14 protein-coding genes are annotated in these 12519 nt (G+C 51.8%); 7 read left to right on the top strand and 7 right to left on the bottom strand.

Translation table 11 applies throughout. The annotated features are described in order from the left end of the window. Nucleotides 1-18 precede the first annotated feature (18 nt). The 4 genes from ACGHZ6_RS24040 to ACGHZ6_RS24025 all read right to left on the bottom strand — a co-directional run bounded on the left by ACGHZ6_RS24040 (nt 19) and on the right by ACGHZ6_RS24025 (nt 3139). On the bottom strand, nt 19-714 hold the full coding sequence (locus ACGHZ6_RS24040; protein ID WP_390616618.1) for a DUF484 family protein: 696 nt from the start codon (nt 712-714) through the stop codon (nt 19-21). Between the two features lie 62 nt (nt 715-776). Beyond that, nucleotides 777-1619 carry a diaminopimelate epimerase gene (dapF, locus tag ACGHZ6_RS24035; RefSeq protein WP_390616617.1) on the bottom strand — a complete coding sequence of 281 codons (843 nt, stop codon included), beginning with the start codon at nt 1617-1619 and terminating at the stop codon, nt 777-779. 33 nt (nt 1620-1652) lie between these two features. Then, entirely contained in the window at nt 1653-2915 is a 1263-nt protein-coding gene (lysA, locus tag ACGHZ6_RS24030; protein WP_390616616.1) for a diaminopimelate decarboxylase, read from the bottom strand. An 89-nt stretch (nt 2916-3004) separates the two neighbouring features. Further along, nucleotides 3005-3139, bottom strand: a complete 135-nt coding sequence (locus ACGHZ6_RS24025) for an LPS translocon maturation chaperone LptM (RefSeq protein ID WP_390616615.1) — start codon at nt 3137-3139, stop codon at nt 3005-3007. 214 nt (nt 3140-3353) lie between these two features. Between ACGHZ6_RS24025 and cyaY the strand changes: the two genes are divergently transcribed. The 4 genes from cyaY to ACGHZ6_RS24005 all read left to right on the top strand — a co-directional run bounded on the left by cyaY (nt 3354) and on the right by ACGHZ6_RS24005 (nt 6373). Beyond that, a complete protein-coding gene (gene cyaY, locus ACGHZ6_RS24020; protein ID WP_390616614.1) occupies nt 3354-3692 on the top strand; it encodes an iron donor protein CyaY in 339 nt (112 codons plus the stop codon). 32 nt (nt 3693-3724) lie between these two features. Next, on the top strand, nt 3725-4414 hold the full coding sequence (trmB, locus tag ACGHZ6_RS24015; protein WP_390619209.1) for a tRNA (guanosine(46)-N7)-methyltransferase TrmB: 690 nt from the start codon (nt 3725-3727) through the stop codon (nt 4412-4414). Nucleotides 4415-4534: 120 nt separating this feature from the next. Next, entirely contained in the window at nt 4535-5179 is a 645-nt protein-coding gene (locus tag ACGHZ6_RS24010; protein ID WP_390616612.1) for a DUF2959 domain-containing protein, read from the top strand. A gap of 90 nt (nt 5180-5269) precedes the next feature. After that, nucleotides 5270-6373 (top strand): OmpA family protein, encoded by a 1104-nt coding sequence (locus ACGHZ6_RS24005; protein ID WP_390616611.1) that lies wholly within the window; start codon nt 5270-5272, stop codon nt 6371-6373. A 178-nt stretch (nt 6374-6551) separates the two neighbouring features. Here ACGHZ6_RS24005 and ACGHZ6_RS24000 read toward each other — a convergent pair whose 3' ends face one another. Continuing rightward, complete coding sequence (locus ACGHZ6_RS24000; RefSeq protein ID WP_390616610.1) at nt 6552-7409, bottom strand: universal stress protein; 858 nt, start codon at nt 7407-7409, stop codon at nt 6552-6554. Nucleotides 7410-7512: 103 nt separating this feature from the next. On the opposite strand from ACGHZ6_RS24000, the gene elbB reads away from it, so the two are divergent. Continuing rightward, entirely contained in the window at nt 7513-8166 is a 654-nt protein-coding gene (elbB, locus tag ACGHZ6_RS23995) for an isoprenoid biosynthesis glyoxalase ElbB (RefSeq protein ID WP_390616607.1), read from the top strand. A gap of 111 nt (nt 8167-8277) precedes the next feature. Here the strand turns inward: elbB and ACGHZ6_RS23990 are convergent, their stop codons facing one another. Further along, a complete protein-coding gene (locus ACGHZ6_RS23990; protein ID WP_390616606.1) occupies nt 8278-10176 on the bottom strand; it encodes an ATP-binding cassette domain-containing protein in 1899 nt (632 codons plus the stop codon). 47 nt (nt 10177-10223) lie between these two features. On the opposite strand from ACGHZ6_RS23990, the gene ACGHZ6_RS23985 reads away from it, so the two are divergent. Then, nucleotides 10224-10703, top strand: a complete 480-nt coding sequence (locus tag ACGHZ6_RS23985; protein ID WP_390616605.1) for a TIGR02444 family protein — start codon at nt 10224-10226, stop codon at nt 10701-10703. 69 nt (nt 10704-10772) lie between these two features. On the opposite strand, the gene ACGHZ6_RS23980 is transcribed toward ACGHZ6_RS23985, so the two are convergent. Further along, complete coding sequence (locus ACGHZ6_RS23980; RefSeq protein WP_390616604.1) at nt 10773-11828, bottom strand: histidine kinase; 1056 nt, start codon at nt 11826-11828, stop codon at nt 10773-10775. 132 nt (nt 11829-11960) lie between these two features. Between ACGHZ6_RS23980 and ACGHZ6_RS23975 the strand changes: the two genes are divergently transcribed. After that, entirely contained in the window at nt 11961-12509 is a 549-nt protein-coding gene (locus tag ACGHZ6_RS23975) for a DUF4124 domain-containing protein (protein ID WP_390616603.1), read from the top strand. Nucleotides 12510-12519 lie beyond the last annotated feature (10 nt).

The following is a 12519-nucleotide window of genomic DNA, read 5'->3' as shown; positions in this document are numbered from 1 at the left end:
AACTTAGGCAGTGGCCACTTAACGGGGAAGGTGGCGAGGCAGGCTGCGGTTAAGCACTTCGGCAATATAGCTAAGGAATAAAGTGCCCATACTGGAGCGATAGTATTGTGGGTCGCGGTTGCCGATCGCCAATAAGCCAAAGCTGTTACCGTGAATTAACGGCACCAGTGCAACCGAGCCGATCTCTTTTGCGTTCTCACCAAACAGGTAGGTGGTTTCTTCTTCGCTAAAGGTGCCGCACATGGCGCGATTGGCTTTTAACAGATTGCCGATAAAAGGCCGGGCTTCGGCGAGGGTTACAACACGGGCACGGTCTGCTTTAAGGGTGTCTTTATCACCGTAAATCAGCAGTGTTGTGTAGTGAATTTGGAAGTCGTTATCAAAGCTGTAGAACAAAGAGTTAATGGTCGTGGCGAGGTCTTGACCTTCAAGCAGTGCCAATACCAAGCGTTTGGTTTTATCAAACAGCTTGTCGTTGTCACGTGCATTGTCGAGCAGTTTACTTAAGCGGTGGCGCATATCCATATTGCGTTCACGCAATACGGATACCTGGCGCTCAATCAGTGAGACTGCTTCCCCACTTTCATGGGGCAGGCGAAGGTCGGCCAGTAGTCCAGGTTGTTTAACAAAGAAGTCCGGATGTTTGCGCAGGTAGTCAGCAACCTGGGCTTCAGTTACCGGTGTTTGGCTGTCGACAAGCGTTTGATCACTCATAATCTTTATTATATTTCCCTTAAGCGAGGGCTGCTTTTAACCTTGAAATTACAACCTGGAACTTACACTTTCACTTGGCCGTGGAAGACATTGGCCGCAGGGCCAGTCATGATCACCGAGTGATCAGTGTCTTCCGCACTGCCTTCCCAACGGATAGTGAGTGTGCCGCCGGGTAGGTGAACACGTACTTCCGAGTCTAACAGGTTGCGCAGGCGTCCGGCTACTACGGCCGCACAGGCACCGGTGCCGCAGGCCAGGGTCTCACCGGCGCCGCGTTCATACACGCGCAGTTTCACTTCGCTGCGGGAAATGACCTGCATAAAGCCTGCATTAACTCGCTGTGGAAACTGTTGATGGGATTCAACTTGTGGGCCCCAGTTTTCCACCGGTGCCTGGTCGATATCGTCGACCAGGGTCACAGCGTGTGGGTTACCCATGGATACAGCGCTGACTTCCAGGCTGGTATCCGTCAGTGGCAGTGGGTAGGTCACCGCTTGCTCGGCTGCGATAAATGGCAGGTCCGCTGGCTGGATACGAGGCGCCCCCATATCCACAGATACCTCACCGTTATCCTGTACATTCAGCACCATAATACCGTTGGCGGTTTCCACGGTAATACTGGATTTGCCGGTCAGCTTGCGGTCGGTCACAAATTTGGCAAAACAGCGGGCACCGTTGCCGCAGTTCTCCACTTCGGAACCATCGGCATTAAAAATGCGGTAGCGAAAGTCGACGTCCGGGTTTTGCGGCACTTCAACAATCAATACCTGATCACAACCCACACCAAAGCGGCGGTCGGCCAGACGGCGGACCTTATCGGCATTGAGTTTAATGCGTTGGCTGATTGCATCGATAACCACAAAGTCGTTACCCAGGCCGTGCATTTTGGTAAAGCGTACTCTCACCTTATTTAACCCTTGTTTAACTTCTGTTGCCGTTTAGCTGTTGGGTAAAAGCTGTTCGCCGCGAATCAGATCCTCAACGGACTCTCGTTCACGAATAACATAAGCCTGATCGCCATCGACCATAATTTCGGCGGCACGACCACGGCTGTTGTAGTTGGAGCTCATGGTAAAGCCGTAGGCGCCACTGCTCATAACTGCGAGAAAATCACCGGCTTCAAGGTTTAGCTCACGGTCCTTACCAAGGAAGTCACCGGTTTCGCACACAGGACCCACCAGGTCCCAGATTTTGGTATCGTCACTAGAGCCGCCGTCACGTGGTGTTAGCGCACGGATATCCTGCCAGGCTTGGTACAGGGATGGACGAATATTGTCGTTCATCGCTGCATCGATAATGGCGAAGTTCTTATGCTCAGTGGGCTTCAGGTATTCCACCTGGGTTAGCAGTACACCGGCATTGGCGGCAATTGAGCGGCCGGGTTCAAATACCAGGCCCAGCTGGCGGTTACCCAGGCGCGCTTTAATGGCGGCCATATATTCGCTGACTGGCGGTGGGGTTTCATCTTTATAGGTCACGCCCAAGCCGCCACCCAGATCCAGGTGTTCGATCTGGATGCCCTGCTCAGCTAATTCATCCACCAGTGTCAGCACGCGATCCAAGGCATCAACAAAGGGATCCAACTCTGTTAGTTGCGAGCCAATATGGCAGTCGATACCGATAACATTCAGGCTGTCTAGCTCGGCGGCACGTTGGTAAACGCGTTGGGCTTCTTTAATATCGATGCCGAACTTGTTCTCTTTTAAACCGGTGGAAATATACGGGTGGGTATTGGCATCTACATCCGGATTAACACGCAGTGATACCGGCGCGACTTTACCTTCTGCTGCGGCTACCTGGGCCAGCACTTCCAGCTCGGCTTCGGATTCGACGTTAAAGCAGTGCACACCCACGTCCAAAGCACGGCGCATCTCCGCGGGTGTTTTACCAACACCGGAGAAGACGATGCGATTGGGGTCACCACCAGCGCGTAATACGCGCTCCAGTTCGCCGACAGAAACAATATCAAAACCGGCGCCCAGCTGGGCTAACAGACCCAGTACACCAATATTGGAGTTGGCTTTAACGGCGTAACAGATCATGCCCGGGTGATCGCCTAGAGCATCGGCGTAATCCTGGTAGTGGCGACTAAAAGCCGCGCGGCTGTAGACATAGGTTGGCGTGCCGTGTTGACGGGCCAAATCGGTCAGGGAAACCTGCTCGGCAAACAGTTGGCCGTCGCGGTAATTAAAATCTTGCATAGTGGTGTTCTTACACTGGGTGGGTACATCTGGGTCGACAGGGAGTTTAAAACAAAGCCTTGCCGACCATTTAACTGCGCGTTATGCGCCTAGCCTTCGCTGGACTGCTGTTTTTGAGCGTCCGCCGGAGCTGACTCAGGCAGGTACAAAGGCCCCTTCTGACCACAGGCAGTAAGACCCATCAACAGGACAAGGGTGGTAATCAGCAGGGCAAAGTGACGCATTGTGGCTTCCATTTTGGTTATATAGCAGTTAAATGATGACGATTGGTTTAAATAGGCAGCAAGTATACCGGTTGCGGGCATAGGGCCACAATCACTGATATCAGGGGCTAGGCCCTGATTCGCCGATGCCTAAACGTCGTTTTTTTGGGCGACGGTGGTATACTGCGCGCAATTTCCATCCGGGCCCTGAAAGGCCCTCCACAGCAGGTTCCCCATGAGCGATATCAGCTTTGAACAGCAGGTTGAAGAAACCCTCACGGCCATCGAAGAGGCTCTAGACACAGCTATCGATGAGAGCAGTGCAAATCTCGATTATGAGAATGCCAGTGGTGTTTTGACGGTAACCTGTGAAGATACCGATAGCCAGGTGATTGTCTCGCGCCAGGTCGCCAAGAGTGAAATCTGGGTGGCGGCCCGCTCTGGTGGTTTTCATTGCCAGAATAAAGACGGCAATTGGGTCTGCTCAACCACGGGTGAGACCCTGCAACAGTTGCTTAGCCGTACCTGCTCTGAACAATCCGATGATGATGTAACCCTGGATTGGACTATTTGATGACTGATAACCAGCAGCCGGGCGAGTTTGAAATCAAGCCCGAGTACAAGAAGAAATCTATCCGCTCCTATGTTGTGCGCGGTGGCCGCATGACCGAAAGCCAGGAAAAGGCCTTTAATCGCTGGTGGCCACAGTTTGGCCTGAGCCTATTCGACGGTGCGGTGGAGCCTGCCCAGTTGTTTGGTCGCCAAGCGCCACTGGTGCTGGAGATCGGCTTTGGTATGGGTGATTCACTCATTTATATGGCTGAGCATGAGCCTGAAAAGAACTTTGTCGGTATCGAGGTGCACCCTCCCGGCGTGGGCCGGCTGATAAACAATGCCGGTAAGTCCGAGCTCGATAATATCAAAGTCTATATGGCCGATGCGGTGGATGTGCTGGAAGATTGCATTCCCGATGCCAGCATTGATCGCTTCCAGCTCTACTTCCCCGATCCCTGGCACAAGAAAAAGCACAACAAGCGCCGCATCGTACAGCCGGAGTTTGTGCAGAAGCTGCGCCCCAAATTAAAGGTCGGTGGTGTGATGCATTTTGCCACCGACTGGGAACCCTATGCCGAGCATATGATGGAAGTCATGAGTGAGGCTGAGGGTTTTGAGAACTGCTGTGGCGAATATCAATTCGCTCCACGCCCGGATTACCGACCCATTACCAAGTTTGAAAAGCGCGGTGAACGTTTGGGTCATGGTGTTTGGGATGTATTGTTTGAGCGCAAGGCTTAACGCATAGAAAACGTTACCGCTGTTAAGCTGGTTCAGTTACCGTTAAGCTGGCCAGCATATGCTTGCGGGCCTCTGTGACGGGGCCTACCGAAAGATTCAACCAACAGATAGGATGTGAAGATGAAGTCTTGGCGTATTGTTGCTGTTACCCTGTTATCCCTGTGCCTGATAGCCTGTGAAAGCGCCTATTATGGCGCCTGGGAAAAAGTTGGCGTGCATAAGCGCGATATTCTGGTAGACCGCATTGAAGATGTGCAGGATGCCCAGACGGACGCCAAGGAACAGTTTGTTTCAGCGCTGGAGCGTTTTAAGCAGGAAATCGACTTCGATGGTGGAGAGCTGGAAAAAAGTTACAACGCCCTCAATGACGAGTTTGAAGAAAGCCGGGATAATGCCCAGGCTTTAAGTGATCGCATTGATGCGGTTGAAAGCGTCGCCGATGCCCTGTTCGACGAGTGGAGCGATGAGCTGGAAAAATACTCCAACCAGCGTCTGCGTCGCCAAAGTGAAGCCCAGTACCGTTCAACCCAAAGCCACTACAAGAAAATGCTGCGCGCCATGCGTCAGTCCGAAGCCAAGATGGAGCCGGTATTGGCAACCCTGCAGGATCAGGTATTATTCCTCAAACACAACCTCAATGCCCGGGCTATTGCCTCGCTGGAATCGGAATTCAATGGGCTCAAGCGCGATATCAGCGTGCTGATTAAAGACATGGAAAGTTCCATTCAAGAAGCCAATCAGTTTATAGCGACCTTAAAGCAATAGCGTGAACGCCTGTACGTTTTTGTTAAATAGCTGTAATAATAGATTCACAACAAAAGTTTGATCCTAATAAAGGACCTAAGGAGAAGGACCATGAAATTGACCGCCAAGACGCTCGGCGTGCTGGGCCTGGCAGCCCTGCTGAGTGCCCCTACCCTGGCAGATGATCACAAGTATGAAATCAGCGGCGCAATGGGCCGTTACTTTATCGATAGTGATCGTGACCTCGAAGATGATGATGTACCGGCTCTGGGCCTCGGTTATGTGATTAACCCACAGTGGACCGTTGAAGCCTGGTGGCTGGATATTGATACTGATGACGATCGCACCGGCGAAGATGTCGATGGTACTCAGTACCGCATTGATGGTTTGTACCACTTCAACGAAGCCAATGGCTGGCGTCCATTCCTGGCCTTCGGCCTGGGTGAAATGGATTTCGATTACGACAATAGTAACGATAGCGAGGAAACCCAGCTTAACTTCGGTGTCGGCCTAAAGCGTGAAATTCACCCTAACTGGAGTGTGCGTGCCGACCTGCGTGCTTTCCACAGCCTGGATGAAGAAGACACCGATTACGCTGCTATGCTGGGTATGACTTTCCAGTTTGGTGGTTCTCCGGCCGCTCCGGCTGGCCCGCTGGATAGCGATGGTGACGGTGTGACTGACGATATGGACGCCTGCCCTAACACTCCCGCTGGTGTTACCGTTGATGCCAAAGGTTGCCCGCTGGATAGCGATGGCGACGGTGTTTACGACTACATGGACAAGTGCCCGGATACGGCGCCAAACCTGAAAGTGGATGCCGATGGCTGCCCCATCAAACTGGAAAAAGCCGTTAGCATTGAGTTGAAAGTCAACTTCGATAACAACAGTGATGTGGTTAAACCTGAGTACTTCGATGAGATCAAGCGTGTTGCTGATTTCGCCAACCAGTACAAAGACACTGTGGTCGAGGTTCAGGGTCACACTGACAGCCGTGGTTCTGCCGCTTACAACAAGAACCTGTCTGACCGTCGTGCCAAAGCGGTAGCGAAAGTGCTGGTTGAGACTTACGGTATGGGTGCCGATCGTGTAACTGCAAAAGGTTACGGCGAAGAGCAACCTACTGCGACAAACGATACTGCTGAAGGTCGTGCGGCCAACCGTCGTGTTGTTGCGGAAATCAGTGCTGTTGAGACCACTATGCAAACCAAATAAGTTTGCTGGGTTTTAGTAGAACCGAAAAGGGCAGCCAATTGGCTGCTCTTTTTTGTTTTGCTCGTTGTAAAAAAACGGTGCAAGAGAAATGGGGTACGACCCGCAGGGTCGGACCCCAAGTCCGGTGTAATTTCTAAGTGGGGCCCGACCCTGTGGGTCGTAGCCCTTTCAGCGCGCCTTAACTTACGGCCAAAATATCAATCGCCAATTCATCCAACAGCTTTTCGGCGGTATTACCGACAATCGCCGCACTCAACCCCTTGCGCGCGACTGTACCAATCACCAGCACATCGGCATTAATATCAGCTGCCGTATCGGCGATTACCTTGCGGGCACTGCCGTTTTCGATAATCACGCGATCGGGATTGACGCCAAAGCGCTGAGCCACCAGTTCCGCTTCAGTTTCATCATCCTTTTCTTCTTCCAGCAGATTAAAGATAGCACTGAAGTCTGCGTTACCTTCCATCGCTGCGACTAAAAACAGATCAAACCCCGTGGCCTTGGCCAGTTTTTGCGCTTCAGTGACAACGACATTGTTGAGCAAGTCGTGTTCGGCATCATTGGAATCAATATCGACGGCTGCGAGGATACGGCGATTCTGCCATGGGCTGCCGCTGCGGGTTAACAGCACGGGGCAGGAGGCATTGCGCAACAGGGAGAAGTCAGAGGTTTTGGTCAGCTGGCGGGCAATATTACTATGCGGTGATGCGGTTTTGATCACCATATTGGCACCGCTGCGGCCGCAGGCGTGTATCACAGACTCCTGCCAGTCTTCATTCCAGTAGGCTTCAATAGAGACGTTGATTTTTTCTGCCTTAAGGGGCGCGGTAAGCTTGTACAGACGTTCTTTGGTTTCAATTAACGTTTGGTGCTTGGCATCCTTGCGGGAAGAGAAATGAGCCATATCTTCCACGTAAGTACAGCAAAACGCGTGGATTTGCGCGCCGGTATCGACGGCTAACTGCTCGGCACGCTTGAGTGCGGCTTGATCATCAGTTGTTGGATCAATCACGGTAAGTAATGTGGACTGCTGCATAACTGGCTTCCTGTCAGGGTTTAAAGGGTATGACATATTAGTCAGGCACCCTACAATACACATATTCTAAGCTTATATGATTTACTGGAAAAAGGGTTGTGTTATGTCAAAACGAGTTGCGGTTGTCCTGGCGGGTTGTGGAGTTTATGACGGATCGGAGATTTACGAGTCTGTGATTACCCTGTTGCGTCTCGATCAGCAGGATGCTCAGGTTCAGTGCTTTGCACCCAATATCGATCAGATGCATGTGATCAACCACGCTACGGGTGAAGAAACCGGTGAGACCCGCAATGTGCTGCAGGAAGCGGCTCGTTTGGCGCGTGGTGAGATTAAGGATCTGGCCGAAGCCAACGCCAATGACTTTGATGCGTTGATTGTACCGGGCGGTTTTGGTGCGGCGAAGAATCTGTCCGACTTTGCCGTAAAAGGTGCAGAGCTAACCGTCAATGAACAGTTTGTCGCCTTTGCCCAGGCATTTAAAGCTGCCGGTAAGCCTGTCGGCCTGGTGTGCATTGCACCGGTTATGTCGGCGGCGATTTTTGGTGAAGGAGTGAAATGCACCATCGGCCAGGATGCTGAAACTGCTGCCGCGGTAAATGCCACCGGTGCCCAGCATCAGGACTGTGTGGTTGAAGATATTGTTATCGATGAGGCCAACAAGCTGGTGACTACGCCGGCTTATATGCTGGCTAGCCGTATCAGTGAAACGGCTGCTGGTATCAACAAGCTGGTCGATCAGGTGTTGGCCTTCGCATAAACAATCGTCTTAAGGCTTTTGTGTTGTTCCTGCTCACATTGTGTGATGCAGGAACAACGAACCTCTTAAAGTCTGACCTGCCTATTCCTGAGCTCTCTATTTCTGGCCCCTCTATTCCTGGCTTAAGGCTTCGTACTCTTCACTGAGTGTTAGCCACTCTTCCTCGATTTCCTCAAGCTGCTGTCGCAAATCCCCCTGCTCTTTTAACAGCTGTTGTAAATCATCCTTGCGCTTGGCGTCGGTATAAAGGCTTTCATCGGCCAGCTCGGTTTCCACCTTTTCCAGCTTCGCTTGCAGTTTTTCCATTTGTTTTTCAGCGTGCTGTACTTTTTTGCGCAGAGGCTGTAACTGCTGACGTTTCGCTGCTGCGGCCTGGCGCTGCGATTTACGATCCTGTTTCGGCTCTTCTGTAGCTTCCTGCTGGCTGTAGTTGTCTTCGTGTTGATGGCGCTGATCGAGCCAGCGATGGTAATCATCCAGGTCACCGTCGAAGACATCCACTTTGCCATCAATGACCACGACAAAGTCATCCACGGTATTGCGCAACAGGTGACGATCGTGGGAAATCACCACCACCGCACCGGCAAATTCCTGCAGCGCCAGTGTCAGGGCTTCGCGCATTTCCAGGTCCAGGTGGTTGGTCGGCTCATCGAGCAATAACAGGTTGGGTTTTTGCCAGGCAATTAACGCCAGCGCCAAGCGGGCTTTTTCACCGCCTGAGAAATGCTGAATAACTTCATCGACACGGTCGCCCTGAAAACCAAAACCACCAAGGAAGTTGCGCATATCCTGTTCGCGGGCCTGTGGGCTTAAACGTTGCACATGCAGTAGTGGTGAAGCGGCCATATCCAGTGCTTCGAGAGTATGCTGAGCAAAGTAACCAATGGCCAGGTGTTCACCGCAGGTGCGTTCACCATTGAGCAATGCCAAGTCGCCCATCAGACTTTTCATCAGGGTCGATTTACCGGCGCCATTGGGGCCCAATAATCCCAGGCGGGTATGGGGTGCAATGCTCAATTGCACCTGATCTAAAATCGGTGTGTCAGCATAACCCAGACGCGCGTGGCTCAAATTGAGCAGTGGGCTGGAAACTTTCTCTGCACAGGGTAAGCGAAACGAAAACGGCGAGTCGACGTGCGCCGGAGCAATCATCTCCAAACGCTCAAGGGCTTTTAAACGGCTTTGCGCCTGACGGGCTTTGGTGGCCTTGGCGCGAAAGCGAGCAACAAAGGCTTCGATGGAGGCCACCTGCTGTTGTTGCTTGGCGAACAGAGCTTGTTGCTGTGCCAGTTGTTCGGCCCGCTGGCGTTCAAACGCTGAGTAGTTACCGCGGTACAGGGTTAACTGTTGGTTATGCAAATGCACCGTGTGATCGACGACGTTATCGAGAAAGTCCCTGTCGTGGGAAATAATCACCAGGGTACCTTCAAATTGTTGTAGCCGTTGTTCAAGCCACCAGGTGGTATCCAGATCCAAGTGGTTAGTTGGCTCATCCAGCAATAGCAAATCGGCGGGGCACATCAGCGCCTGGGCCAGGTTGAGGCGAATGCGCCAACCACCGGAAAATGCGCTAACCGGTTTATCGCTATCCTCAGGTTGAAAGCCCAAGCCATGCAACAGGGTTTGAGCGCGGGCATTAGCCGTGTAACCGTCGATGGCTTCCAGTTGGCTGTAGAGTTGGCCCAGCTTATCGCCCTGATCGGCATCCGTATCGCTGATGGCTTTTTCAATGCGCCGCAATTCACTGTCACCATCGAGAACGTAGTCAATCGCACTGCGATCACTGTGGCCGACTTCCTGGGCCATATGGGCAATGCGCCACTGACCGGGAACCTGGCAATCGCCAGCGTCAACGGCAAGATTGCCACACAGCAGTTGCAACAGGGTGGATTTGCCGGAACCATTAGCACCAATTAAACCGAGTTTATGGCCGGGATTAATACGCAGCGAGGCGCCTTGCAGTAATTGCTTGGCGCCTCGCTGGACACTGACATCTATTAAGTTAATCATGGCCGGCATTCTACCAGCCTGTTACACCACAGCGAATGGCAAAGCACATGTTTACCTCATCTTTTGATCACCCGTTTGGCGATTATGCCTTGGCGCTTTATAGCCGCAGCGAAGTTGCCCAGTGTTGCCTGCAATGGCAGGACGAATTGGGTGTGGATGTAAATCTGTTGTTATGGGCCAGTTGGTTGGATAGCCAGGGGATAGTTTTTCAGGAATCTGTCTGGCTTGCGGGCTGCGCACGAGTAAAGCGGCTACGTGAGTGGGGTATAAAACCTTTGCGGTCGATTCGGCGTGCGGTAAAACCCTACGATAAATTGTATGGGCTGATGAAGCGCATTGAGTTATGGGCAGAGTCCATCGCGATGAGGCGCTTATATCGATTGGCACAAAGCAATAGTCTCACTGTATTGCAGCAAGGTGATCAGCTTGATACTGGCTATTGTGTTTATTACCTGGAATCACTAAATGCAGGTGATCGGCTGAGTGTTTGGAAACAATGGGTTGAGCTAAAAGGAAGGATGAGATAAGTGGCGCTGGCCATTGCAATACGGAAGATTGCAATGGCCTTCTGGTTACCGCGAAGCGATAGCTAGAACTTAAGCGTCAGCCTTGTCGAACAGGCTTGGGGTAGCAGGAGCGGCTGGTGCTACAGCTGGCTTGGCTGCTGCAGGAGCAGCAGGGGCTGGAGCAGGCTTGGCTTCTACTTTAGGTGCTTCAGCTTTTTTTGGGGCTGGAGCAGGTGCTGGCTTGGCGGCAGCTTTAGGTGCAGCGGCTTTTTTAGCTGGAGCAGCTTTCTTGGCTGCAGGCTTCTTAGCTACGGCTTTTTTAGCAGCAGGCTTGGTAGCGGCTTTTTTGGCTGGGGCAGCTTTCTTAGCGGCTGGCTTCTTAGCAGCGGCTTTTTTGGCTGGAGCAGCTTTCTTGGCAGCTGGCTTTTTAGCGGCGGCTTTTTTAGCTGGAGCAGCTTTTTTGGCGGTTGGCTTCTTAGCTACGGCTTTTTTAGCAGCTGGTTTCTTGGCAGCTTTGGCTTTAGCGGCAGCTTTCTTTTCAGCAGCTTTGGCTTTAGCAGCGGCTTTCTTCTCAGCGGCTTTGGCTTTAGCGGCAGCTTTCTTCTCGGCAGCTTTGGCTTTAGCAGCAGCTTTCTTCTCAGCGGCTTTGGCTTTAGCGGCAGCTTTCTTCTCAGCAGCTTTAGCTTTGGCAGCGGCTTTCTTATCAGCAGCAGCTTGCTTCTTGGCTTCGGCTTTAGCTTTTACAGCAGCAGCTTTGAGGATTTCTTTTTCAGCTTTAGCGCTGGCTTTAGCAACTGCAGCAGTAACAGCAGCGGCTTCTTTCAGGACTTTCAGCTCTGCTTTAGCAGCAGAGGCTTCAGTCTTGGTAGTAGCAGCAACGGCTTTCTGAGCAGCAACAGCGTCTTTAGCTTTGGCAGCCTTGGCTTTAGCAGCGGCAGTCTTTTTGGCTTTGGCGGCAGCAGCTTGCTTGTTACGCAGAGTGGCCAGTTTCTTGGCAGCAGCGTCAGCGGCCTTACCAGTTTTTGCTACAGCTTTTTCGGCGTCAGCCAATTTTTTAGCGCGAGCTTTGTCCAGTTGAGCAGACAGTTTCGCGATTTGTGATTCCAGATCTTTAATCGGATCAACAACTTTTTTACGGGCAGCCATGGTATGCAATCCTCGGAAAATTATAGGTGAGAGAAATCGCCGAGGATGATACCTTTGTTTGCATAAAATTTGTATGACTTGCACAAAAAATTAGCTCATTTTTTTGCAAAAAATCAAAGGAAATAATCAACAATGAAGTTATTTATCAAATTTTTGCTCTTGATCCTGGTTTTGGGCATGGCGGGACCGTTTTTCTTGAAGCGTCCAGACGGAAGTCCCTGGATGGAACCCAGTGATGTAATGCCGAAAATATCGCAGTGGCAAAATGAAGCCAGGCGTTTTTGGCGTGATACTAAAAACTGGTTTTCGAGGCTGGCCGATGGTGATGTATTGTCCAAGATAGAAAGTGGTGATCATCCGGCTGGTCAAACTAAAGTCTATCGCTGGCGCGATGCCAACGGTACCTGGCAGCTGTCTGATCAGCCGCCAGCCACTGGCCAGGCGGATGTCATCATGGTTGATCCGGATACCAACCTGATTCAGGGCCTGCCCGAGGAACCTGACGAGCCTGAAAATGTCGAACAGGCACCTGCGCAAAGTCCTTCAGTTGGGTTACCATTGCCTATGACTGTGCCATTGGATCAGGTCTCCAAGCTTCAGGAAGACGCGCTCAAGGTGCAAGAACAACTGAATCGGCGTAACGAAGCGCTGGAAGAGGCCCTTAATGGGGCAGACAAATAATCATAGGATA

The organism is Maricurvus nonylphenolicus (assembly GCF_042854845.1).
Lineage (GTDB): Bacteria > Pseudomonadota > Gammaproteobacteria > Pseudomonadales > Cellvibrionaceae > Maricurvus > Maricurvus nonylphenolicus.
This window is presented reverse-complemented; position numbering and strand designations above follow the sequence as displayed.

Coding starts and splice junctions, on each gene's coding strand:
- ACGHZ6_RS24040 (WP_390616618.1), bottom strand. CDS start 714: ATGAGTGATCAAACGCTTGTCGACAGCCAAACACCGGTAACTGAAGCC.
- lysA (WP_390616616.1), bottom strand. CDS start 2,915: ATGCAAGATTTTAATTACCGCGACGGCCAACTGTTTGCCGAGCAGGTT.
- ACGHZ6_RS24025 (WP_390616615.1), bottom strand. CDS start 3,139: ATGCGTCACTTTGCCCTGCTGATTACCACCCTTGTCCTGTTGATGGGT.
- cyaY (WP_390616614.1), top strand. CDS start 3,354: ATGAGCGATATCAGCTTTGAACAGCAGGTTGAAGAAACCCTCACGGCC.
- ACGHZ6_RS24010 (WP_390616612.1), top strand. CDS start 4,535: ATGAAGTCTTGGCGTATTGTTGCTGTTACCCTGTTATCCCTGTGCCTG.
- ACGHZ6_RS24005 (WP_390616611.1), top strand. CDS start 5,270: ATGAAATTGACCGCCAAGACGCTCGGCGTGCTGGGCCTGGCAGCCCTG.
- ACGHZ6_RS24000 (WP_390616610.1), bottom strand. CDS start 7,409: ATGCAGCAGTCCACATTACTTACCGTGATTGATCCAACAACTGATGAT.
- elbB (WP_390616607.1), top strand. CDS start 7,513: ATGTCAAAACGAGTTGCGGTTGTCCTGGCGGGTTGTGGAGTTTATGAC.
- ACGHZ6_RS23990 (WP_390616606.1), bottom strand. CDS start 10,176: ATGATTAACTTAATAGATGTCAGTGTCCAGCGAGGCGCCAAGCAATTA.
- ACGHZ6_RS23985 (WP_390616605.1), top strand. CDS start 10,224: ATGTTTACCTCATCTTTTGATCACCCGTTTGGCGATTATGCCTTGGCG.
- ACGHZ6_RS23980 (WP_390616604.1), bottom strand. CDS start 11,828: ATGGCTGCCCGTAAAAAAGTTGTTGATCCGATTAAAGATCTGGAATCA.
- ACGHZ6_RS23975 (WP_390616603.1), top strand. CDS start 11,961: ATGAAGTTATTTATCAAATTTTTGCTCTTGATCCTGGTTTTGGGCATG.